Source organism: Staphylococcus sp. TE8 (assembly GCF_000692055.1).
GTDB classification, from domain to species: domain Bacteria; phylum Bacillota; class Bacilli; order Staphylococcales; family Staphylococcaceae; genus Staphylococcus; species Staphylococcus capitis.
In genome coordinates this window covers 983,235-1,006,363 of record NZ_JMGB01000001.1, presented here as the reverse complement: position 1 = coordinate 1,006,363, position 23,129 = coordinate 983,235, and the positions used below count along the sequence as shown (strand labels likewise).

Here is a 23,129-nt window from a genome sequence, read left to right as displayed (position 1 = left end):
AATGAGACGTTTTAAATACGCTTATGATGGCTTCACAGCCATTTTGAAAAAAGACCAAAATTTCTTACTTCACATATTAGCAGGAATTATCGCTATTATTATGGGGTTTATTTTTCATATCAATCGATCTGAGTGGATGTTTATATTATTCTCAATAGCTTTAGTATTGAGTCTAGAAGCTATCAATACATCAATTGAATTTGTGGTTGATTTGGTAACAACCGATTATCATGAATATGCTAAACACGCTAAAGATATCGCTGCTTTTAGTGTTGTAATTGTGTCTGTTTTAGCATTATGTATTGGATTAATAGTTTTTGTACCACATATTTTAAGTTTATTTTTGGGAGGAAAATAAATGAGTTATCAATCGCATTACTTTAAGGAAGTTAGGGAGGCACAAAGTAAAGCTTATGCTCCATATAGTCGCTTCAAAGTTGGTGCCTATTTAAGAACTAAGGACGGACGTACTTTTCATGGAGCAAATGTAGAAAATGCTGCATATTCCATGGCAATTTGTGCTGAACGTTCAAGTCTTGTTGCAGCAATCTCAGAAGGATATAAACCAGGGGATTTTGAATCGATAACCGTTACTGTTGATTCGGATAAACCCTCCTCACCATGCGGGGCTTGTAGACAAGTACTTAAAGAACTTTGCGATGATGATATGCCTGTGTATATGACTAATCATAAAGGTGAAATGATTAAGTCTACTGTAAACGAATTATTACCATTAGGATTTTCAGGAAAGGATTTAAATTAATGACAGAAGAACATAAATCAGGATTTGTATCCATCATTGGTCGACCTAATGTTGGTAAATCTACATTTGTAAATAGAGTAATAGGGCATAAAATTGCGATTATGTCAGATAAAGCACAGACAACACGTAATAAAATTCAAGGCGTCATGACAAGAGACGGTGCACAAATCATCTTCATTGATACGCCAGGTATTCACAAACCTAAACATAAACTTGGTGATTATATGATGAGAGTTGCCAAGAATACACTATCAGAAATAGATGCAATTATGTTTATGGTTAACGTAAACGAAGATATTGGTCGTGGCGATGAATATATCATGGAAATGCTTAAAAATGTTAAAACGCCTATCTTTTTGGTATTAAATAAGATTGACCTTGTGCATCCGGATGCTTTGATGCCTAGAATTGAAAAATATAAAGAATATATGGACTTCACAGAAATTATACCAATTTCAGCACTTGAGGGATTGAATGTAGATCACTTTATAGATGTGTTGAAATCTTATTTACCTGTAGGTCCGAAATACTATCCTGACGACCAAATTTCTGATCACCCAGAGCAATTTGTTGTTAGCGAAATTATCCGTGAAAAGATATTACATTTAACAAGTGAAGAGATACCTCACGCAATAGGCGTTAATGTTGATAGAATGATTAAAGAAGATGAAGACAGAGTTAGAGTTGAAGCAACGATTTACGTTGAGCGTGATTCTCAAAAGGGTATAGTCATCGGTAAAGGTGGTAAAAAACTTAAAGAGGTAGGTAAACGTGCACGTCATGATATAGAGATGCTATTAGGATCTAAAGTTTACTTAGAGCTCTGGGTAAAGGTACAACGTGATTGGAGAAATAAAGTAAACTTTATACGACAAATTGGTTATGTAGAAGACCAAGATTGATTGATAGAGAGTCGGTGAATGAGTCATGTTAATGAAACAAAAAGGCATCATAATCAAATCAGTAGATTATGGTGAGTCTGATAAAATCATCACAATTTTAAATGAATATGGCGCTAAAATACCTTTGATGGCTCGACGTGCGAAAAAAGTTAAATCTGGATTACAAGCTCATACACAAATGTTTGTGTATGGCTTATTTATTTATAATAAATGGCGTGGCATGGGAACACTCAATTCTGTAGATGTGATTGATCAACATTATGAATTACAGCTTGATTTATTTGAAAGTAGTTATGCATCGTTATGCACAGAGACTATTGAAAGATCTATGGAAGAAAATGAAGTTTCGAAGTACAATTATGACTTACTATATTTTGTACTTACTAAGATAGCAGAGGGCACATCAGCACAACTCATGTCTATCGTAGTACTATTGAAGTGTATGTCTAAATTTGGATTTACAGCTTCATTTAATCAGTGTGTGATTACTGGAAATGAAGATCAATCTAAATTAGTAGGTTATAGTTTCAAATTCGATGGAGCAATCTCTGAAGAAGTATTATATCAAGATCCACACGCTTTCAAATTAACAAATCGCTCGCTTTATCTATTAGATATACTACAAAAACTACCTATCAATAAAATGAATTCACTGAGTATTCATAAAGAAATCTTAGATGAGATGTCAGAACTTATTATCATGCTCTATAGAGAATATGCTGGTATGTTTTTTAAGAGTCAAAAATTAATTAATCAACTTAAAAGATTAGAAAGTGATCCACACTAAACCGTTTTATTTCGATAAACGGAATAGTGTGGATTTTTTATGTAATAAAAATACTCTTACCTAAACACTTATTGTGTCAAAGTAAGAGTATTATTAGGTAATAAGTTATTAAAATTTAACTTTCTCTGCTAAGAATGTTTCTAATTCTGAAATTGGCATACGTACTTGTTCCATTGAATCTCTGTCACGTACAGTTACTTGATTATCTTCTAATGAATCAAAGTCGAATGTAATACAATATGGTGTACCGATTTCGTCTTGTCTACGGTAACGTTTACCAATTGATTGTGATTCGTCGAAATCAATAGAGAAGCTTTGACTTAATTGTTCAAAGATTTTAATCGCTTCGCTTGATAATTTTTTACTTAAAGGTAATACCGCAGCTTTATATGGTGCTAAGGCAGGGTGGAAATGCATTACAGTACGTGCATCTTTACTTCCTTCAACACCTTCTTCTTCATATGCGTCACATAAGAATGCTAACGTTACACGATCAGCACCTAATGAAGGTTCGATACAATACGGAACATATTTTTCATTTGTTTCTGGATCGTGATATTTAAAGTCTTCACCAGAGTGTTCGCTATGCTTTTGTAAATCGAAGTCTGTACGGCTTGCGATACCCCATAATTCGCCCCAACCAAATGGGAATTTGTATTCAATATCAGTTGTAGCGTTAGAGTAGTGAGATAACTCATCTGCATCATGGTCTCTTAAACGCATATTTTCTTCATTAATATTTAAATCTTTTAACCATTGACCTGCAAATGTTTTCCAGAAGTTTTGCCATTCAATTTCTTCACCAGGTTTGCAGAAGAATTCTAACTCCATTTGTTCAAATTCTCTTGTTCTGAAAATGAAATTACCAGGTGTAATCTCGTTACGGAAAGATTTACCGATTTGACCAATACCGAACGGTAATTTTTTACGCATTGAACGTTGTACATTTTTATAGTTAACGAAAATACCTTGAGCTGTTTCAGGACGTAAGAACAATTCGTTAGTGGAATCTTCAGTTACACCTTGGAAAGTTTTAAACATTAAATTAAATTGACGAATATCAGTCCAATTTGCAGTGCCACTTACAGGACATACAATACCTTCATCATCAATAATTTGTTTCATTTCATCAAAGCTTAATCCATCAGCGATGAAGTTTTCATCACCTTTTTCTTTTTGCATGTAATCTTCAATTAATTTATCCGCACGATAACGAATTTTACTATCTTTATTATCAATCATAGGGTCATTAAAGTTGCCTAAGTGACCTGAAGCTTCCCAAGTTTTTGGATTCATTAAAATAGCTGCATCAATACCCACATTATATGGAGATTGTGTGATGAACTTTTGCCACCAAGCTTTTTTAATATTATTTTTAAGTTCAACGCCTAATGGTCCGTAATCCCATGTATTTGATAAACCACCGTAAATATCACTACCGGGGAAGACGAACCCTCTATGTTTTGCTAATTGAACAATTGTTTCCATATCTTTTGCCATAAATTAACTCTCCTTAGACATAAAAAACGCCCCAAGACAATATATACATATTAGTAATGTATTATTATCTTGGGACGAGTTTTAAAAAGTATTTTTAATCATATGTATTGTTATAATACAATATGGTTACTTACAATTTTTAACCCGCGGTTCCACCCAAATTAGTGCAGACACTCGCTTTTATTTCATTAATAAGTCATTCGCCAATATAAGTTGTTAAGCTCGCACCATCCTTAACTCGCTTTAACTTTATTCTAATTGAAAGAATTTTTAATAGCAAGTATTTATATGTATTTGTAGCAATTTATAATAAAAGTTATAATAGAAAGTATTCAAGAGGGGTGAAGACCTATAGAACTTAGTAAAAGACAGGAACTAATAATTGAGATTGTCAAATCCAAAGGACCGATCACAGGTGAGCATATCGCTGAAAAATTAAATTTAACAAGAGCTACGTTAAGACCGGACTTAGCTATACTTACTATGTCTGGTTTTATAGAAGCGAGACCTAGAGTAGGTTATTACTATTCAGGTAAATCGAAAAATAAAATTATTAATGAACAATTGAGACAATATGTGGTTAAAGATTATATGTCTCAACCAGTTGTCATTAAGGAAGAAATGTCAGTTTATGATGCAATATGTACTATATTTTTAGAAGATGCAGGGACATTATTTATAACTAATAATGACAATGACTTCGTAGGCGTATGTTCTAGAAAAGATTTATTAAGAGCATCTATGATTGGTGAGGATATACATACAATGCCTATCAGTGTAAATATGACTAGAATGCCACATGTGACATATTTAGAAGAGGAAGAACTTGTGATATACGCTGCCAATCAAATGATAGATAACGAGATTGACTCACTACCAATTGTAAGGAAGAAAGACAATAAAAAATACGAGGTAATTGGTCGAATCTCTAAAACAACTATAACTAAATTATTCGTATCATTATTCAAAGAATAGGTGGTAAATACATGGACATTATAAAGATAATTGTAGCCTCAGATTCAATTGGTGAAACTGCAGAGTTAGTAGCAAGAGCAGGAGTATCTCAATTTAACCCTAAACAATGTAAACATGAATTTCTTCGATATCCTTATATTGAATCATTTGAACATGTAGATGAAGTTATTCAAGTTGCTAGAGATACCAATGCAATTATTGTATACACTTTGGTTAAACCAGAAATTAAAAAATATATGCTTGCAAAAGTCGAAGAATTTTCATTAAAATCTGTCGATATTATGGGACCTCTAATGGATTTGTTATCGGATTCGATTGATGAAACACCATATTATGAACCAGGAATAGTTCACAGGCTAGACGATGCGTATTTTAAAAAAATTGATGCAATTGAATTTGCTGTGAAATATGATGACGGAAAAGATCCAAAAGGATTACCAAAAGCCGACATCGTTCTGTTAGGTATTTCTAGAACTTCTAAAACGCCATTATCTCAGTATTTAGCACATAAAAGTTATAAAGTGATGAATATACCTATAGTTCCTGAAGTAACTCCACCTGATGCATTATTTGATATTGATACCTCTAAATGTATTGCTTTAAAAATAAGTGAAGAGAAACTAAATCGCATACGTAAAGAAAGATTAAAACAATTAGGTTTAGGAGATAAGGCTAGGTATGCCACAGAGGCACGTATTCAAGAAGAATTGAATTATTTTGATGAATTAGTTAATAAAGTAGGTTGTCCGGTCATAGATGTTACTGACAAAGCTATTGAAGAAACAGCGAATGATATCATACATTTAATTGAAGAAAGTAAATCGAAATGATTTCATTTTCCGTAGAAAAAAGATATAATTATATGACTAATATTTGATAGGTGATTCCATTTGCGTATAGATCAATCGGTCATTAATGAAATTAAAGATAAAACAGATATATTAGATTTAGTAAGCGAATATGTAAAATTAGAAAAAAGAGGACGCAATTATATCGGCTTGTGTCCTTTTCATGATGAAAAGACACCTTCGTTCACAGTATCTGAAGATAAACAAATTTGTCACTGTTTTGGTTGTAAAAAAGGTGGCAATGTCTTTCAATTTACACAGGAGATTAAAGATATACCTTTCGTAGAAGCTGTTAAAGAACTTGGCGAACGTGTAAATATTAAAGTTGATGTGGGGCAAACTCAATATAATCAACAATCTCAAATGGCCTCAGACGATTTAAAAATGATAGAAATGCATGAGTTAATTCAAGATTACTATCACTATGCCTTGATGAAAACTGTTGAGGGTGAAGAGGCATTAAACTACCTACGTCAGCGTGGTTTTACTGACGAACTCATCAAGCAGAGACAAATTGGATATGCGCCAGATAGCTCTCATTTTTGTCATGATTTTCTTGAGAAGAAAGGATATGACATAGAATTAGCTTACGAAGCGGGTCTATTGTCTCGAAATGAAGAAAATTTTAGTTACTATGATAGATTTAGAAACCGAATCATGTTTCCTTTGAAGAATGCTCAAGGTAGAATAGTTGGATATTCTGGAAGAACATATACGAACCAAGAACCTAAATATTTGAATAGCCCTGAAACACCCATCTTTCAAAAACGTAGACTCTTATATAATTTAGATAAAGCACGTAAATCGATTCGCCAAAACGACGAAATTGTATTATTAGAAGGATTTATGGATGTTATTAAATCAGATTACGCTGGTTTAAAACAGGTTGTAGCGAGTATGGGTACACAGTTGTCCCAAGAACATATGACGTTTCTAAAAAAATTAACAAATAACATTACATTAATGTTTGATGGAGATTACGCTGGTAGAGAGGCTACTTTAAAAACGGGTCAAGCTTTATTACAACAAGGTCTGAATGTATATGTGATTCAATTACCATCCGGTATGGATCCTGATGAATACATTGGCAAATATGGAAATGAGGCTTTTTTAAACTTTGTTGCTAAGGATAAAAAGGCATTTGTGCTGTTTAAAGTGGAGTCACATCAAGATGAAATTAATAATAATGATTTAGCTTATGAAAGACATTTTAGAGAAGCAACTCATGACATCGCTCAAGTTCAATCAACAATTTTACGTAATAAGTTAATTCAAGATGTTGCTAATATATTCAATATGAGCCCAGAAATGATCTATCATGAAGTTGGTTCTAACAATATGCCACAAGTGGCACCAGCAGAATATGGATATTCTCCGCAATCTGGTTCACAATTGTTTAATAATTTAACTAAACATGAAAAAGCTGAAAGAGCTCTATTGAAGCATTTTATGAAAGATAAGGATACCTTTATAAATTATTATCAAAAAATTAGTGATGAAGACTTTACAAATAAATATTTTAAGAGTATATTTAATATTTTGCATGACTATTTTTCAGAACATGATAATTATAGTATCAGTGATGTTATGCAATACATTGATTCCAATGAGCTTAGAGAGGCATTTATTGAACTTGAACAATATACCCTCAATGATGAACCTTACGAGAATGAAATAGAGGACTACATACTAATTATTAATAATAATGATGATGAGTCAATTGAATCATTAAATCACAAACTAAGGGAAGCATCGCGCATTGGAGATGTTGAATTACAAAAGTATTACTTACAACTTATTGTCGATAAAAACAAAAATAGAATGTAATTTTAAGCTAAATCTATTAATTAGAATTTAGTAGGTCAGACTTTTACAATTAATGATTAGATTTGAACTAATGGTTACTAGAGAGGTTGAACGGGTAGAAAATTATTGTCACAACTTTAATAGTAAACTTAGATTAAAATAATAATATAACTACACATTATTGAAAGTGTTTAAATGACTTAATTGAAAGTGATAAATTTAAAATTTACAATATACAAATCATATTTAATTGATATAATATATAGTTATTGAGAGATTATCAGTATTTATCAAAATCGGGAGGCCTTTTCATGTCTGATAACCAAGTGAAAATTAAAAAGCAAACAATTGATCCGACTTTAACATTAGAAGATGTTAAAAAACAATTAATTGACAAGGGTAAAAAAGAAGGTCATTTAAGTCATGAAGAAATTGCTGAGAAGCTTCAGAATTTCGAAATGGATTCTGACCAGATGGATGATTTCTTCGATCAACTAAATGATAATGATATAACGCTTGTTAATGAAAAAGATAGTTCAGATACAGATGAGAAATTAAATCCAAATGATTTAAGTGCCCCTCCTGGTGTCAAAATTAACGACCCAGTTCGTATGTATCTTAAAGAGATTGGTAGAGTTAACTTATTAAGCGCTCAAGAAGAAATAGAGTTAGCTAAAAAAATTGAACAAGGCGATGAAGTAGCAAAATCTCGTCTAGCTGAAGCCAACTTACGTCTTGTTGTTAGTATTGCTAAAAGATATGTAGGAAGAGGTATGTTATTCCTTGATTTAATTCAAGAGGGTAACATGGGCTTGATTAAAGCTGTAGAAAAATTTGACTTTAGTAAAGGGTTTAAATTTTCAACATATGCGACTTGGTGGATTAGACAAGCAATCACTAGAGCTATTGCTGACCAAGCACGTACTATCCGTATTCCTGTGCATATGGTTGAAACAATTAATAAATTAATACGTGTTCAACGCCAACTTTTACAAGACTTAGGCCGAGATCCTGCACCAGAAGAAATTGGTGAAGAAATGGATTTACCACCTGAAAAAGTACGTGAAATCTTGAAAATTGCTCAAGAGCCTGTATCTCTTGAAACGCCAATTGGTGAAGAAGATGACAGTCATTTAGGTGACTTCATTGAAGACCAAGAAGCTCAAAGCCCATCAGACCATGCAGCTTACGAATTGTTAAAAGAACAACTTGAAGATGTTCTTGACACATTAACTGATAGAGAAGAAAATGTATTACGTTTAAGATTTGGTTTAGATGATGGACGTACAAGAACACTTGAAGAAGTAGGTAAAGTATTTGGCGTAACACGTGAACGTATACGTCAAATCGAAGCTAAAGCTTTAAGAAAATTAAGACATCCTAGTCGTAGTAAGAGACTTAAAGATTTCATGGATTAAAATAATAATGTTGGGGAAGTAGCTATGAATTAATGCATATTAATTTTACCTCGCCCAATTGAATCATCACACTTGAGAGGGTGGGATAATGAATTCAACTTTTAATATACTGAATTCAATCCCGCTCTTTTTTAATACATATGAGGAGTTTAAAAATGATTAATTTAAACCAAAGATTATTGCGTGTGTGTTCATTTTTAAAAGAAGGAACGCTAGCTGATATTGGTTCGGACCACGCATATCTACCTATTTATGCCATCCAAAATAAGATATGTAACAGTGCAATTGCTGGAGAAGTCATCAAAGGACCGTACAAAGCTGCGCTAAATAATGTAGCTGAAAATAACTTAGGTGATTCGATTGAAGTTCGCTTAGGAGACGGTTTAGCAGTTATCAATCATGATGATGAAATTGATAATATAACGATTTGTGGCATGGGAGGACCTCTCATTGCTAAAATTTTAAAAGAAGGTCAAGAAAAATTAGCACATCACCCAAGACTTATTTTACAGAGCAACATCCAAACGCAAGTTTTAAGAAATGTATTAACTTCACTGAATTATGAAGTTATAAACGAGGTTATCCTTGAAGAAAAAGGGCATATTTATGAAATTGTAGTTGCTGAATTTAACCAATCTATAATGCCACTTTCTACAAAAGAAGAAAAATTTGGCCCGTATTTGTTAGAGGAAAAAAATGAACATTTCTACAAGAAATGGAATAGAGAACTTGAAGCACTTTATCACATTAAGTCACAATTGAATTCATCAACGCATCATGAGAGACTAAAAGAAATTGACAGTGAAATAAATCTCATACAAGAGGTGTTAGATAATGAAATTGAGTAAACTCATGTCCATTTTAGATTATCATGTCCCATTTTCCACTGCAGAATCATGGGATAATGTCGGATTATTAATCGGTGATGAGAATCAACAAGTAAATGGTATATTAACCGCTTTAGATTGTACTGAAGAGGTTGTCAATCAAGCGATAGATAAAAATATCAATACAATCATTGCACATCATCCACTCATCTTTAAAGGTATAAAAAATATTGTTCAAACTGGTTATGGCAAAATTATACGCAAATTGATTCAAAATGATATTAATCTTATCGCAATGCATACAAATTTAGATGTAAATCCTAGTGGCGTCAATAAAATGTTGGCAGATACACTTGATTTAAATAACGTTAACCAGATTAACCAACGTTACACGACATATTATAAGGTTCAAACTTTTATTCCTAAAGAAAATGTTGAAAACTTTAAAGACCAATTAAACCAACTCGGCTTAGCTAAAGAAGGGAATTACGAATATTGTTTCTTTGAAAGTGCTGGAAAGGGACAGTTCAAACCTGTTGGAGAAGCTAACCCTTACCTTGGTCAACTTGATAGTATAGAATATGTAGATGAGATTAAACTTGAATTTATGATTTCTGAAAATGAAAAGCAAATTACAGAACAAGCAATTATAAACTATCATCCTTATGAAACACCTGTTTATGATTTTATTAAACTACAAAAACAAAGCGAATTTGGATTAGGTATTATAGGTGAACTTCCTCATACAATGACTTTAGATGAGTTTTCTAGTTACGCTAAAGAGAAATTAAATATTAATAGTTTAAGATATACTGGTAATTCTGACGCGGTGATTAATAAAGTTGCAATGATTGGTGGTTCAGGTATAGGTTTCGAGTATGAAGCTCACAGTAATGGTGCAGATGTATTTGTTACTGGAGATATCAAACATCACGATGCATTAGACGCTAAAATACAAGGAGTCAATCTACTTGATATCAACCACTATAGCGAATATGTAATGAAGCAAGGGTTAAAATTGTTACTAGAAGATTGGTTATTTGAGTATAAAGATATGTTCCCTATCGAAGCCTCAAATATTGATACTGATCCTTTTACTTATAAATAACAAATTGCTTATTAGACTTTAAAGGAGGCCATAACATGGCAAAACATCCATTTGAGCATTTTAATTTAGACGAAAGTTTAATTAAAGCGGTTCAAGATCTTAATTTTGAAAAACCTACAGAAATACAAAATAGAATTATCCCAAGAATATTAAAAGGCACTAACTTAATAGGTCAATCACAAACTGGTACAGGAAAGACGCATTCTTTCTTATTACCTTTAATACAAATGATTGATGTTAATCTTCAAGAACCCCAAGACATTGTAGTTGCACCAACACGAGAGCTCGCTCAACAATTATTCCAAGCAGCGAGTCACCTGTGCAAATTTAAACAAGAAGTGAACGTTAAATTGTTTATAGGTGGTACAGATATTGAAAAAGACAAACAACGCTGTAATAGACAACCTCAATTAATTATTGGTACACCTACACGTATTAATGACCTTGCTCAAGGCGGACATCTTCACGCACACCTTGCCAGCAATTTAATTGTTGATGAGGCTGACTTAATGATTGATTTAGGATTAATTGAGGATGTAGATTATATAGCAGCTAGATTAAACGATGAAGCGCACATTGCTGTATTTAGTGCAACGATTCCTAAATCATTGCAACCATTTTTAAATAAATATTTAAGCCAACCTGAATTCGTTGAGGTTGATCATAAGTCTCAAAATAAAAAGAACATTGAATTTTATTTAATACCTACAAAAGGGACTGCTAAAGTAGATAAAACGCTAAATCTAATAGATATTTTGAATCCATATCTTTGTATTATCTTCTGTAATAGTAGAGAAAATGCAAACGAACTTGCAGATTCTCTAAATAATGAAGGTATTAAAGTAGGTATGATTCACGGTGGTTTGACACCTAGAGAACGTAAACAACAAATGAAACGTATTAGAAACTTAGACTTCCAATATGTTATTGCAAGTGATCTCGCTTCGAGAGGTATCGATATTGAAGGGGTAAGTCACGTCATAAATTTCGACGTACCTAATGATATTGATTTCTTTACACATCGTGTAGGTCGTACAGGAAGGGGTAATTATAAAGGGGTAGCAATCACTCTTTATAGCCCTGATGAAGAGCACAATATTTCATTAATCGAAGATAAAGGCTATCACTTTGAAAATGTGGACATTAAAAATGGCGAGCTTAAACCGATTAAAGCACACGACACTAGACGCACTAGACAACGTAAAGATGATCACTTAACAAATGAAGTTAAACATAAAGTTCGAAGTAAATCGAAAAGAAAAGTTAAACCAGGATATAAGAAAAAGTTTAAGCAAGAAGTAGAAAAAATGAAACGCCAAGAAAGAAAGATTTATAGTAAGAGACAAAATAAACAAAAACGTAAAAACAATAAAGGATAGGTGAATGACATGCTATTAGGTTCTCATGTTTCAATGAGTGGTAAGAAGATGTTACAAGGCTCTGCAGAAGAAGCCCATAAATTTGGAGAATCTACGTTTATGATATACACAGGAGCTCCTCAGAATACGAGAAGAAAAAGCATCGAAGATTTAAATATAGAAAAAGGACACGAGGCCATGAAAGAATATGGTTTATCTAATATCATTGTTCATGCACCCTATATTATCAACATCGCAAATACGACTAAACCTGAAGTATTCAACTTAGGTGTCGATTTTTTACAAAACGAAATTGAACGCACGCAAGCAATTGGCGCAAAAGATATTGTTCTTCATCCTGGTTCTCATGTTGGAGCTGGTGCCGACGTAGGTATTAAAAAGATTATTGAAGGACTTAATGAAGTATTAACTCATGACAATGATGTACGAATTGCCCTTGAAACGATGGCTGGTAAGGGTTCAGAAGTAGGCCGTTCGTTCGAGGAAATCGCTCAAATTATTGATGGCGTTACACATAATGATCGTTTATCAATTTGTTTTGACACATGTCATACCCATGACGCTGGTTATAATGTCAAAGAAGACTTCGATGGTGTGTTAAATGAATTTGATAAAGTTATTGGTGTAGACCGTATTAAAGTTGTACATGTGAATGATAGTAAAAATGAAATCGGTGCACATAAAGACCGTCATGAAAATATAGGATTTGGTCATATTGGATTCGATGCGCTAAATTATGTTGTCCACCATGACGCATTTAAAGATATACCTAAAATTTTAGAAACACCATATGTAGGTGAGGATAAGAAAAATAAAAAACCACCGTATAAATTCGAAATTGAAATGTTAAAAGCACAAAAATTTGATTCAGATCTTAAGAATAAAATTTTAAATCAATAAATCGTTTTTACCTTTTAGGTAAAAATAAATAGGGCGAGACAAAATCATCTATTAATTGGAATGATTTTTGTCTCGTTTCTTTTATTTAGTCGTAAACATTACTATTTACATAACTTTCACGAAGTTGTATAGTATTATGCGAGGTGAAAACATGACAACGCCAGTTTTCGAATTACGAAATATAAATTACTATTTTGATAATAAACATGTACTTGAAAATATTAATATTAAAATCAACAAAGGTGAGTTTCTAGCCATCGTTGGTCCTAATGGAGCGGGAAAATCCACCTTATTGAAAGTAATACTTGGACTATTACCTTTACAAAAAGGCGAGATTTTTGTTGAAGGAAAAATGTATAAAGGGAATAAAACTTCATTAAAAATTAGTTATGTTTCTCAAAAAGCAACAGCTTTTAATGCGGGGTTCCCAGCAAGTGTGAAAGAGGTTGTTCTGAGCGGACTAACAAAGACTAAAAGACTGTTTCAAAGATTTAATAAAGAAGATAATAAGAAAGTTGAACAAGTGCTGAAAAAATTAAATATTGCACATTTAATTAACAAAAACATTGCAGAGTTATCAGGTGGCCAACAACAGCGTGTTTTAATTGCTAGAGCATTAATATCTAATCCAAGTGTATTAGTTTTAGACGAACCGACAAATGGCATTGATGCCAAACATGTTAGTGAGTTTTATGCTACATTAGATACGCTAAAAAAAGAGGGTATTACTATTATTTTAGTAACGCATGATATCGGAGTTGTAGCTGATACTGCTACTGAAGTTGCTTGCTTAAACAAACATCTTCATTTCCATGGTACAACTGAAGATTTTAAATCTTTAGATGAAGTTGAAATTTCAAAAATATATGGTCATCCAATACAATTTGTTGATCATCAACACAATCGTGATTGTTGTAATGAAAATATTGAAACTGGATAAAAATATAATATTTATTGAGGAGTGTAACTTGTGATAGATGCGTTATTAAATTTTGATTTTATGAGATATTCTCTTATTAGCGGTATTTTAATTGGCTTTATCGCACCTTTAATTGGCGCTTTTATTGTTGTTAGAAGACTATCTCTTATTGCTGACGCTTTAAGCCATGTCACTTTAGGCGGTATATCCTTTGGTATGTTTTTACTTACAATATTACCTACACTTTCATTTGTTAATCCCATGTGGTTTGGAATACTTTTTGCTGTTATAGGTGCACTTTTAATTGAAAAGCTAAGAACATCTTTTTCAAATTATCAAGAAATAGCAATACCTATTATTATGAGTGCCGGCATCGCACTGAGTGCCATCTTTATTTCATTAGCAGATGGATTTAATCAAGAAATTGTCGGATTACTTTTTGGATCAATTAGCGCTGTTAATTTAAGTGATTTAAATACCATTATCATAATCGCAATTATAGTTGTATTTTTTATAATATTATTTTATAAAGAATTATTTATCTTATCTTTCGATGAAGAATATAGTAAAGTCATTGGTATTCCAAAATGGATACAATTCTTATTTATTATTATTGTTGCAATGGTTATCTCTGCTTCAATGAGAGTTGTAGGAATTCTGCTAGTTAGTGCACTGATTACTTTGCCTATAGCAATCTCAATGAGAATAACTAAAGGTTTTAAACAGCTCATAGCACTAAGTGTTGCGCTAGGTGAGTTATCCGTAATAATGGGATTAGTTCTTGCATTTTATATGAACATTTCACCTGGTGGTGTTATTGTAGTATTATTAGTAATCATGCTTATAATCACGATGGCTTACCAAAAGTTAAAAGTTAAGTTTAAAAAGGGAGCAATTTCAAATGAATACAAATGATGCTATTAAAATTTTAAAAGATAATGGATTAAAATATACAGATAAACGTAAAGATATGTTAGATATATTCGTTGAAGAGGATAAGTATCTTAACGCTAAGCACATTCAACAAAAAATGGATAAAGATTATCCAGGTATATCTTTTGATACTGTATACCGTAATCTTCATCTTTTTAAAGATTTAGGTATTATAGAGAGTACTGAATTAGAAGGTGAAATGAAGTTTAGAATAGCTTGCACAAACCACCACCATCATCATTTTATTTGTGAAAATTGTGGAGATACTAAAGTCATAGACTTTTGTCCAATTGAACAAATAAAGCAATATTTACCTAATGTGGCAATTCATACCCACAAATTAGAAGTGTATGGTGTATGTGAATCATGTCAAAAAAATGCTTAAATATAGAGTAAATTATAATTTAAATATCACAGCAACCTTAGAGGGGTTGCTTTTTTATTTTCAAAAACTTGATTATTAAAACATAGGCCAATGGTCTGAAAAATTAGTTTCTAAGAATTTTCATGTTTAAATGGCTTTAAACTGAGATATACTAATGATGTAACAAAATAATTAGTAGCTATATATAATAATTACTATGTAAGCATATTCATTGTTGCTATTAAAGCTACTTGTTATGATAATTGTACAGACAATTTAGGAGGATGATTATTTATGGCTTTTGAATTACCAAAATTACCTTATGCATATGATGCATTAGAACCACACATTGATAAACAAACTATGGAAATTCACCATGACAAACATCATAACACATATGTAACTAAATTAAACTCAGCAGTTGAAGGAACAGATTTAGAAGCTAAATCAATCGAAGAAATTGTTGCTAATTTAGATAGCGTACCTTCAGATATTCAAACTGCAGTACGTAATAATGGTGGCGGTCACTTAAACCACTCATTATTCTGGGAATTATTATCACCAAATTCTGAAGAAAAAGGTGAAGTAGTAGACAAAATTAAAGAACAATGGGGTTCTTTAGATGAATTCAAAAAAGAATTTGCAGATAAAGCTGCTGCACGCTTTGGATCTGGTTGGGCATGGTTAGTAGTAAATAACGGTCAATTAGAAATCGTTACTACTCCAAACCAAGATAACCCATTAACTGAAGGTAAAACTCCAATCTTAGGTTTAGATGTTTGGGAACATGCTTATTACCTTAAATATCAAAATAAACGTCCAGATTATATTAGTGCATTCTGGAACGTTGTTAACTGGGAAAAAGTTGACGAATTATACAAAGCAGCAAAATAATTTTGCACATTTGTTTACGGTCTCATCTAGAGACCGTTATTTTTTTGTCAAAATGATAGAAAAATAATCTAATATAATATATCATTTGTATGAGACACGTTGAATAGAGGTAGGTTGTTTTGCTGAAAAGATTAAAAGAAAAATCAAATGATGAGAGAACCAGAAACACCATGAATAAGAGGATTAATTTCGTATTCGGTTTTATCGTGTTAATCTTCGCAATTTTAGTGTTAAGGTTAGGTTATTTGCAAATAGCACAAGGATCACATTATAAACAATTAATTAAGAATGATGAAAACATAACTGTTAACGAATCAGTGCCGAGGGGCCGCATATTAGATAGAAATGGCAAAGTCCTTGTAGACAATGCTTCAAAAATGGCAATTACATATACTCGAAATCGAAAAACAACTCAACAAGAAATGTTAGATACTGCTAAAAAATTATCTGACCTTATTAAAATGGATACAGATAAAATTACTGAACGAGATAAAAAAGATTTCTGGGTACAAATACATCCTGAGAAAGCAAAACGATTAATGAAGAAAGAACAGTCATTGTTAGAGAGTGGTAATATCACTCAAGAACAATATGATAATCAACAAAGAGACAAAATTGGTAAAAAACAATTAGATGAACTTAGTAAAAAAGATTTACAAGTTTTAGCCATTTATCGTGAAATGAACGCAGGATCTACTTTAGATCCACAAACTATAAAAAATGAAGACGTTACAGAAAAGGAATATGCTGCTGTATCCCAGCAACTTTCAAAATTACCTGGGGTAAATACTTCAATGGATTGGGATAGAAAATATCCATATGGAGACTCACTAAGAGGAATTTTTGGTGATGTATCTACTTCAACAGAAGGTATCCCTAAAGAACTAACAGAACAGTATTTATCTAAAGGATATTCAAGAAATGATAGAGTAGGTAAATCATATTTAGAATATCAATATGAAGATGTTCTAAAAGGCACTAAAAAACAAATGAAATATACGACAGATAAATCAGGTAAAGTTATAAACTCAGAGGTCATTAATCCAGGTTCAAGAGGTCATGACTTACAATTAACTATTGATATCGATTTACAGAAGAAAGTTGAATCTTTACTTGAAAAAGAAATTTCAACATTAAGAAGCCAAGGCGCTAAAGATATGGATAATGCACTTATAGTGGTTCAAAATCCTAAGAATGGTGATATATTAGCGATGGCTGGTAAACAAATTAATAAACAAGGTAAGTTAAAAGATTTTGATATTGGTAACTTTACAGCTCAGTATGCAGTAGGCTCCTCAGTTAAAGGTGGAACATTATTAGCTGGCTACCAAAACCATGCAATTAAAGTTGGAGAAACAATGGTTGATGAACCTTTAAAATTCCAAGGAGGTCTTACTAAGCGTTCATACTTTAATAAAAATGGCAGAGTCACAATAAATGATAAAGAAGCCCTAATGCACTCTTCTAACGTATATATGTTTAAAACAGCATTAAAATTAGCTGGAGACCCTTATTTCTCAGGTATGCCACTACCTAATGATATAGCGATAGCTGGACAAAAATTGCGTAAAGGATTAAATCAAGTGGGCTTAGGTGTTAAAACAGGTGTTGATTTACCTAACGAGACCCCCGGACAAATCGAACCATTGACTAATAATCCAGGTAATTACCTAGACTTGTCTATTGGACAATATGACACATATACGCCATTACAACTATCACAATACGTATCAACGATTGCTAATAATGGGTATAGAATTCAACCACATATCGGTCTTGCAATACATGAATCTACAAATAAAGATGATTTAGGTCCATTAAAACGAAAAATTAAAGGAAACGTCTTAAATAAAGTTAACAACTCCGAAAACGAAATTAAAGAAGTACAAGATGGATTTAAAATGGCGTTTAATGAGAAAGACGGTACTGGTTACGCTAGTTTCAAAAATACTGTGGTTCCTTCGGCAGGTAAAACAGGTACAGCAGAGGTATTCCAAAACGGAGAATCTAGAGTTAACTCAACATATATTGGTTATGCCCCTATTAAAGATCCTAAATTATCATTCTCTATTGTTTATACTAACCAACCTGTACCACCGCCTTGGTTAAATGGCGGAGACTTAGGCCGAGATGTTATCAACTATTATTTCAGAGACAGAGACAAAAAAGATGATAAAGATGAATCTCACTCTGACAATAAACAACAAAACGAAAGCACTAATGAAAATAGTAACGCTGATAACAATGATAATTAGATTTGATAATAAATTATTAATAAAATCTTCTTTGCAATTACTTATGTAATTGGTATAATGATAAGGTCGTATTTAGAAAAGGTAAGGAGGAATAATCATGCGCGTAAACGTTACATTAGCTTGTACTGAATGTGGAGATAGAAACTACATCTCAACTAAAAACAAAAGAAACAACCCTGAACGTATTGAAATGAAAAAATACTGTGCACGTGATAATAAACAAACTTTACACCGTGAAACTAAATAATTAGGTTTATCTAAAGTAAACTTAATCTAACTAATCAAGAAACCTCAATTATGAGGTTTCTTTTTTTATAGCTGAGAATACATCTCAACTTAATGACATCATAATTGATTAACGTTATAATATGAGGTGAACAAAGTGGGTGAAAATGTTGAGTAAAAAACATATAAGACGAGCAACAATAGAAAAACTTAAAGGTTTTAATAAAGATAAAAAAAGTATCGCAGATCAATGGTTAGCTAATGAATTATTTAATACACAAGCTTATCAAGATGCTAAATCGATAGGTTTTGTGTTATCAATGCCACATGAGGTCGACACTTATCACTTAATAGAGTCCTCTATAATGAATGATAAGAAAGTCTACGTACCTGAGACAGATTATAAAAATAAGCGTATGTCATTCAAACGCTTATTATCTCTTAATGATATTGAAAAAGATGAAAAAGGAATCTATCATGCTGTTTCAAATACTGAACATACTAATGACATGGATTTATTAGTAGTCCCAGGTGTTGCCTTTGAAGAGAATGGCTATCGTATCGGTTACGGTGGCGGTTACTACGATAAATTTTTAACTCAATTTAAAACTCGAACTGTTAGCTTGCTATATGATTTTCAACTTACTACATTTGATAAAGAATCATTCGATCAACCCGTTGATCAACTAATTATATATAACAATAATGTAGTGGAGGAATAAATGATTATCGATAAACTTTATTGGAAAACCTTATACTACTGGATTAGATTTTTAAATTATGATTTGTTAAGCAGTGAAAAGGAAAATAATGAAATTTGGCTAGTACATAAAAGAAAAAAATCTGTAGTGGTTTTTAGAAGAGATGTTACTACCTCACAAGAAATCAGATTTGATAAGTCTAAAGTTAAAGAGAATTTTAACCAATTAGAACAAACTATAGGTTTTAAACCAAAGTCATTCAATTTTTATTATTTCACTGATAAAGACTTTCTAGAAGAAAAAAATAATGAGAGTCATCCTATAAAAATTCAATTTCACATTATTAGAAATGTTAAAGATATAAAAGCAATTACCCCACATTTTGTACTTTACAAAATGCTTATAAACAACGAGGATAAAAAGACTTATTCTCACTATAAAAGAAAAGTTTTAACCAATAATCCTCTTGATAGACACATGCAAAGATTTACACCGGCTACATATGTCTTAATTATCACAAATGTAATCATATGGTTATGTATGATTTTATATCTTAATCGATTCTCAGATGTTAAATTACTAGAAGTAGGTGGGCTTGTACATTTTAATGTTGTTCATGGTGAATGGTATAGGCTTATTTCTTCGATGTTTTTACATTTTAATTTTGAACACATATTGATGAATATGCTTTCCTTATTCATTTTTGGGAAGATTGTTGAATCTATAGTGGGTTCTTGGAGAATGTTAGTTATATATTTTGTGTCAGGATTATTTGGTAATTTTGTATCCTTATCATTTAATACCTCCACAATTTCAGTAGGAGCGAGTGGGGCAATATTTGGATTAATAGGTTCAATTTTCGCAATAATGTACTTAAGTAAGACTTTTGATAGAAAAGTTATTGGCCAATTACTTATAGCCTTACTAATTTTAATATGTTTATCACTTTTCATGTCTAATATTAATATTATGGCTCACTTAGGTGGATTTATTGGTGGCCTTTTAATTACACTTATAGGATATTACTTTAATGTAAATCGTAATTTGTTTTGGATATTATTAATTGTTTTACTATTGATATTTGTTATATTACAAATCAGAATATTTACTATTAAAGAAGACAATATTTATGACAAACTTATTAAAGATCAAATGCTAGGTGGTCACTACGGAGAAGCGAGAAACGTGGTTAACCAAACATTAAATAAAAATTATGCTGATGATGAAACCTATTATTTGAGCGGTTTAATTACAGCAACTGAAGACTCACAATCTGAGGCTATCGCAGAATGGGAAAGAGGAATAAAAAAATATCCTAATTCTGGTATACTCAATTATGAATTAGCCATCGCAAATCGCTCATTAAGTGATGACAAAAAAGCATTGAAATATGCTAAAAAAGCTGCAAAGAGCGATCCTAGTAATACAAATTATAAAAATTTACAAAAAGAGTTGAGTGAATCAAGTGACTCGAAAGATAAATAACTTTTATGATGTTTTACAGTTACTAAAAAAATATGGTTTCATCATTTACTTTAAAGATCCAGAAGATATGTATGAAATGATGTTACAAGAGGTAAAATCTTTATATAACTTTCAACTATTATCTAAAGATGAATATCTAAAATGTATTTTGATAATTAATCAGAGAAGGAATGAACATAAATGACAAATATTATTTTAGCGGCCGATATTGGCGGAACAACTTGTAAATTGGGAATTTTTGATACTCATCTAGAACAATTACATAAATGGTCAATTCATACAGATACTAGTGATCATACAGGTGAATTATTGCTGAAAAATATTTATGATTCTTTTGTAGAGAAAGTAAAAGAATTTAACTATGATTTTACTAATGTTCAAGGAGTAGGAATTGGGGTGCCCGGACCAGTTAATTTCGAAACTGGAGTAGTGAATGGTGCAGTAAACTTGCATTGGACAGGAAACGTTAATGTTAGAGAAATATTCCAAAAATATGTAGATTGCCCAGTCTATGTTGATAATGATGCAAATGTTGCAGCGTTAGGCGAAAAGCATAAAGGTGCTGGCGAAGGTTCAGATGATGTTGTTGCTATTACATTAGGTACTGGACTAGGTGGCGGCATCATTTCAAATGGAGAAATTGTACATGGTCACAATGGATCAGGAGCTGAAATCGGCCACATGCGTGCAGATTTTGATCAACGTTTTAATTGTAATTGTGGTAAAGCTGGTTGTATAGAAACTGTAGCATCCGCAACTGGGGTAGTTAATTTAGTAAATTTCTATTATCCTAAACTTACTTTTAAATCTTCAATTCTACAATTAATAAAAGATAATAAAGTAACGGCTAAAGCTGTTTTTGATGCTGCTAAAGCTGGTGATCAATTCTGTATTTTTATCACAGAAAAAGTTGCAAATTATATTGGTTATTTATGTAGCATTATAAGTGTTACTAGTAATCCTAAATATATTGTACTAGGTGGTGGCATGTCTACAGCTGGACCAATTCTAATTGAAAATATTAAAACTGAATATCGCAATTTAACATTTACTCCAGCTCAATTTGAAACAGAAATTGTACAAGCACAACTTGGGAATGATGCTGGAATCACAGGTGCCGCAGGATTAATTAAAACATATGTACTAGATAAAGAGGGTGTTAAGTAATGGCAATTGTAGATGTCGTAGTTATTCCAGTAGGAACAGAAGGTCCTAGCGTAAGCAAATATATAGCAGAAATACAAACTAAACTTAATGAATTTAAAGAAGAAGGTAAAATTGATTACCAACTAACACCAATGAACACACTTATCGAAGGTGATCTAAAGGACCTATTCGAAGTCATTCAAGCAATACATGAATTACCTTTCAACAAAGGGTTAGACAGAGTATGTACAAATATTCGAATTGATGATCGTCGCGATAAATCAAGAAAGATGAATGATAAACTCAAATCTGTTCAAAAACATTTAAATAATAGTGGTGAACAATAATGAGAATTTCAAATTTAACTTTAGGTTTAGTGGATACAAACGCATATTTCATTGAAAATGAAGAAAGTGTTATATTAATAGATCCTTCAAGTGAAAGTGATAAAATCATTAAAAAATTAAATCAAATTAATAAGCCATTGAAAGCGATTCTATTAACTCATGCTCACTACGATCACATTGGTGCTTTAGATGACATTATTTCTAAATACGACGTTCCTGTTTATATGCATCAAGAGGAATTTGATTTTTTACAAGATCCAGAAAAAAATGGTGCATCTAAATTTAAACAATATGGTATGCCTCAAGTTATAAGTTATGCTAAACCTTCAAAATTAGAAGAAGGATCAAAAGAGATTGAGGGCTTCAAATTTGACGTATTACACACTCCAGGACATTCTCCAGGTAGTTTAACTTACGTTTTTGATGAATTTGCTGTAGTGGGTGACACTTTATTTAATAATGGCATTGGTAGAACTGATCTTTATAGAGGGGACTACGAAACATTAGTTGATTCTATTAAAGATAAGATATTTGAACTTGAAGGCGATTTACCGTTATTCCCTGGTCACGGTCCATATACTACTGTTGATGATGAACAATTAAACCCTTTTTTAAATGGTTAATTAAATAAAGTAATTATTTCACCT

Annotated in this window: 25 protein-coding genes; 24 read left to right on the top strand and 1 reads right to left on the bottom strand. The window is 31.9% G+C overall.

Annotated elements, in window-relative coordinates:
* The first annotated feature begins 1 nt into the window (after position 1).
* The 4 genes from CM54_RS04740 to recO are packed head-to-tail and all read left to right on the top strand — an operon-like array spanning position 2 to position 2,452.
* Positions 2-358, top strand: coding sequence for a diacylglycerol kinase family protein (locus CM54_RS04740; protein WP_002453353.1), 357 nt, complete (start codon positions 2-4; stop codon positions 356-358).
* The gene (cdd, locus tag CM54_RS04735) at positions 359-763 is read left to right on the top strand and encodes a cytidine deaminase (protein ID WP_002436745.1); all 405 of its coding nucleotides are present in this window, start codon (positions 359-361) and stop codon (positions 761-763) included.
* On the top strand, positions 763-1,665 hold the full coding sequence (era, locus tag CM54_RS04730) for a GTPase Era (RefSeq protein ID WP_037549271.1): 903 nt from the start codon (positions 763-765) through the stop codon (positions 1,663-1,665). Before cdd ends, era begins: the two co-directional genes overlap by 1 nt.
* 31 nt (positions 1,666-1,696) lie before the next feature.
* Positions 1,697-2,452, top strand: a complete 756-nt coding sequence (gene recO, locus CM54_RS04725; protein ID WP_197018900.1) for a DNA repair protein RecO — start codon at positions 1,697-1,699, stop codon at positions 2,450-2,452.
* 108 nt (positions 2,453-2,560) lie between these two features.
* Here the strand turns inward: recO and CM54_RS04720 are convergent, their stop codons facing one another.
* Positions 2,561-3,952 (bottom strand): glycine--tRNA ligase, encoded by a 1,392-nt coding sequence (locus tag CM54_RS04720; RefSeq protein ID WP_037549254.1) that lies wholly within the window; start codon positions 3,950-3,952, stop codon positions 2,561-2,563.
* 351 nt (positions 3,953-4,303) lie between these two features.
* On the opposite strand from CM54_RS04720, the gene CM54_RS04715 reads away from it, so the two are divergent.
* The 20 genes from CM54_RS04715 (at position 4,304) to CM54_RS04620 (ending at position 23,105) form a co-directional block, all read left to right on the top strand.
* The gene (locus CM54_RS04715; protein WP_072093086.1) at positions 4,304-4,927 is read left to right on the top strand and encodes a helix-turn-helix transcriptional regulator; all 624 of its coding nucleotides are present in this window, start codon (positions 4,304-4,306) and stop codon (positions 4,925-4,927) included.
* Positions 4,928-4,938: 11 nt separating this feature from the next.
* The gene (locus tag CM54_RS04710) at positions 4,939-5,757 is read left to right on the top strand and encodes a pyruvate, water dikinase regulatory protein (RefSeq protein WP_002453349.1); all 819 of its coding nucleotides are present in this window, start codon (positions 4,939-4,941) and stop codon (positions 5,755-5,757) included.
* A 60-nt stretch (positions 5,758-5,817) separates the two neighbouring features.
* Positions 5,818-7,602 (top strand): DNA primase, encoded by a 1,785-nt coding sequence (gene dnaG, locus CM54_RS04705; protein ID WP_023350190.1) that lies wholly within the window; start codon positions 5,818-5,820, stop codon positions 7,600-7,602.
* 290 nt (positions 7,603-7,892) lie between these two features.
* Positions 7,893-8,999: an RNA polymerase sigma factor RpoD gene (rpoD, locus tag CM54_RS04700; RefSeq protein WP_002436727.1), complete on the top strand. Its 1,107-nt coding sequence runs from the start codon at positions 7,893-7,895 to the stop codon at positions 8,997-8,999.
* A 155-nt stretch (positions 9,000-9,154) separates the two neighbouring features.
* Positions 9,155-9,847 (top strand): tRNA (adenine(22)-N(1))-methyltransferase, encoded by a 693-nt coding sequence (locus CM54_RS04695; protein ID WP_030063902.1) that lies wholly within the window; start codon positions 9,155-9,157, stop codon positions 9,845-9,847.
* Positions 9,834-10,934: a Nif3-like dinuclear metal center hexameric protein gene (locus CM54_RS04690; protein WP_037549250.1), complete on the top strand. Its 1,101-nt coding sequence runs from the start codon at positions 9,834-9,836 to the stop codon at positions 10,932-10,934. The genes CM54_RS04695 and CM54_RS04690 overlap by 14 nt, the downstream gene beginning before the upstream one ends.
* A gap of 35 nt (positions 10,935-10,969) precedes the next feature.
* The gene (locus CM54_RS04685; protein WP_037549247.1) at positions 10,970-12,313 is read left to right on the top strand and encodes a DEAD/DEAH box helicase; all 1,344 of its coding nucleotides are present in this window, start codon (positions 10,970-10,972) and stop codon (positions 12,311-12,313) included.
* Positions 12,314-12,322: 9 nt separating this feature from the next.
* Positions 12,323-13,213 carry a deoxyribonuclease IV gene (locus tag CM54_RS04680; RefSeq protein ID WP_002433664.1) on the top strand — a complete coding sequence of 297 codons (891 nt, stop codon included), beginning with the start codon at positions 12,323-12,325 and terminating at the stop codon, positions 13,211-13,213.
* 136 nt (positions 13,214-13,349) lie between these two features.
* The gene (locus CM54_RS04675; protein WP_087671590.1) at positions 13,350-14,153 is read left to right on the top strand and encodes a metal ABC transporter ATP-binding protein; all 804 of its coding nucleotides are present in this window, start codon (positions 13,350-13,352) and stop codon (positions 14,151-14,153) included.
* Between the two features lie 30 nt (positions 14,154-14,183).
* Positions 14,184-15,047 (top strand): metal ABC transporter permease, encoded by an 864-nt coding sequence (locus tag CM54_RS04670; protein ID WP_002453342.1) that lies wholly within the window; start codon positions 14,184-14,186, stop codon positions 15,045-15,047.
* Positions 15,034-15,450, top strand: coding sequence for a Fur family transcriptional regulator (locus CM54_RS04665; RefSeq protein ID WP_002433544.1), 417 nt, complete (start codon positions 15,034-15,036; stop codon positions 15,448-15,450). Before CM54_RS04670 ends, CM54_RS04665 begins: the two co-directional genes overlap by 14 nt.
* A gap of 273 nt (positions 15,451-15,723) precedes the next feature.
* Positions 15,724-16,323, top strand: a complete 600-nt coding sequence (locus tag CM54_RS04660; protein ID WP_002433778.1) for a superoxide dismutase — start codon at positions 15,724-15,726, stop codon at positions 16,321-16,323.
* Positions 16,324-16,442: 119 nt separating this feature from the next.
* Positions 16,443-18,578 carry a peptidoglycan D,D-transpeptidase FtsI family protein gene (locus CM54_RS04655; RefSeq protein ID WP_037549245.1) on the top strand — a complete coding sequence of 712 codons (2,136 nt, stop codon included), beginning with the start codon at positions 16,443-16,445 and terminating at the stop codon, positions 18,576-18,578.
* A 97-nt stretch (positions 18,579-18,675) separates the two neighbouring features.
* Entirely contained in the window at positions 18,676-18,825 is a 150-nt protein-coding gene (gene rpmG / locus CM54_RS04650; RefSeq protein ID WP_002433802.1) for a 50S ribosomal protein L33, read from the top strand.
* A gap of 148 nt (positions 18,826-18,973) precedes the next feature.
* The gene (locus CM54_RS04645) at positions 18,974-19,525 is read left to right on the top strand and encodes a 5-formyltetrahydrofolate cyclo-ligase (protein WP_030063896.1); all 552 of its coding nucleotides are present in this window, start codon (positions 18,974-18,976) and stop codon (positions 19,523-19,525) included.
* A complete protein-coding gene (locus CM54_RS04640) occupies positions 19,526-20,989 on the top strand; it encodes a rhomboid family intramembrane serine protease (RefSeq protein ID WP_037549243.1) in 1,464 nt (487 codons plus the stop codon).
* Complete coding sequence (locus CM54_RS04635; protein WP_002433937.1) at positions 20,970-21,173, top strand: YqgQ family protein; 204 nt, start codon at positions 20,970-20,972, stop codon at positions 21,171-21,173. Before CM54_RS04640 ends, CM54_RS04635 begins: the two co-directional genes overlap by 20 nt.
* Positions 21,170-22,156 (top strand): ROK family glucokinase, encoded by a 987-nt coding sequence (locus tag CM54_RS04630; protein ID WP_023350198.1) that lies wholly within the window; start codon positions 21,170-21,172, stop codon positions 22,154-22,156. The genes CM54_RS04635 and CM54_RS04630 overlap by 4 nt, the downstream gene beginning before the upstream one ends.
* On the top strand, positions 22,156-22,482 hold the full coding sequence (locus CM54_RS04625; protein WP_002433945.1) for an MTH1187 family thiamine-binding protein: 327 nt from the start codon (positions 22,156-22,158) through the stop codon (positions 22,480-22,482). Before CM54_RS04630 ends, CM54_RS04625 begins: the two co-directional genes overlap by 1 nt.
* Positions 22,482-23,105: an MBL fold metallo-hydrolase gene (locus CM54_RS04620; protein WP_023350199.1), complete on the top strand. Its 624-nt coding sequence runs from the start codon at positions 22,482-22,484 to the stop codon at positions 23,103-23,105. The genes CM54_RS04625 and CM54_RS04620 overlap by 1 nt, the downstream gene beginning before the upstream one ends.
* The last annotated feature ends 24 nt before the right edge of the window (positions 23,106-23,129 follow it).

Coding starts and splice junctions, on each gene's coding strand:
- recO (WP_197018900.1), top strand. CDS start 1,697: ATGAAACAAAAAGGCATCATAATCAAATCAGTAGATTATGGTGAGTCT.
- CM54_RS04625 (WP_002433945.1), top strand. CDS start 22,156: ATGGCAATTGTAGATGTCGTAGTTATTCCAGTAGGAACAGAAGGTCCT.
- CM54_RS04660 (WP_002433778.1), top strand. CDS start 15,724: ATGGCTTTTGAATTACCAAAATTACCTTATGCATATGATGCATTAGAA.
- CM54_RS04630 (WP_023350198.1), top strand. CDS start 21,170: ATGACAAATATTATTTTAGCGGCCGATATTGGCGGAACAACTTGTAAA.
- rpmG (WP_002433802.1), top strand. CDS start 18,676: ATGCGCGTAAACGTTACATTAGCTTGTACTGAATGTGGAGATAGAAAC.
- cdd (WP_002436745.1), top strand. CDS start 359: ATGAGTTATCAATCGCATTACTTTAAGGAAGTTAGGGAGGCACAAAGT.
- CM54_RS04710 (WP_002453349.1), top strand. CDS start 4,939: ATGGACATTATAAAGATAATTGTAGCCTCAGATTCAATTGGTGAAACT.
- CM54_RS04680 (WP_002433664.1), top strand. CDS start 12,323: ATGCTATTAGGTTCTCATGTTTCAATGAGTGGTAAGAAGATGTTACAA.
- CM54_RS04740 (WP_002453353.1), top strand. CDS start 2: ATGAGACGTTTTAAATACGCTTATGATGGCTTCACAGCCATTTTGAAA.
- CM54_RS04640 (WP_037549243.1), top strand. CDS start 19,526: ATGATTATCGATAAACTTTATTGGAAAACCTTATACTACTGGATTAGA.
- rpoD (WP_002436727.1), top strand. CDS start 7,893: ATGTCTGATAACCAAGTGAAAATTAAAAAGCAAACAATTGATCCGACT.
- era (WP_037549271.1), top strand. CDS start 763: ATGACAGAAGAACATAAATCAGGATTTGTATCCATCATTGGTCGACCT.
- CM54_RS04720 (WP_037549254.1), bottom strand. CDS start 3,952: ATGGCAAAAGATATGGAAACAATTGTTCAATTAGCAAAACATAGAGGG.
- CM54_RS04695 (WP_030063902.1), top strand. CDS start 9,155: ATGATTAATTTAAACCAAAGATTATTGCGTGTGTGTTCATTTTTAAAA.
- CM54_RS04675 (WP_087671590.1), top strand. CDS start 13,350: ATGCGAGGTGAAAACATGACAACGCCAGTTTTCGAATTACGAAATATA.
- CM54_RS04685 (WP_037549247.1), top strand. CDS start 10,970: ATGGCAAAACATCCATTTGAGCATTTTAATTTAGACGAAAGTTTAATT.
- CM54_RS04620 (WP_023350199.1), top strand. CDS start 22,482: ATGAGAATTTCAAATTTAACTTTAGGTTTAGTGGATACAAACGCATAT.
- CM54_RS04690 (WP_037549250.1), top strand. CDS start 9,834: ATGAAATTGAGTAAACTCATGTCCATTTTAGATTATCATGTCCCATTT.
- CM54_RS04665 (WP_002433544.1), top strand. CDS start 15,034: ATGAATACAAATGATGCTATTAAAATTTTAAAAGATAATGGATTAAAA.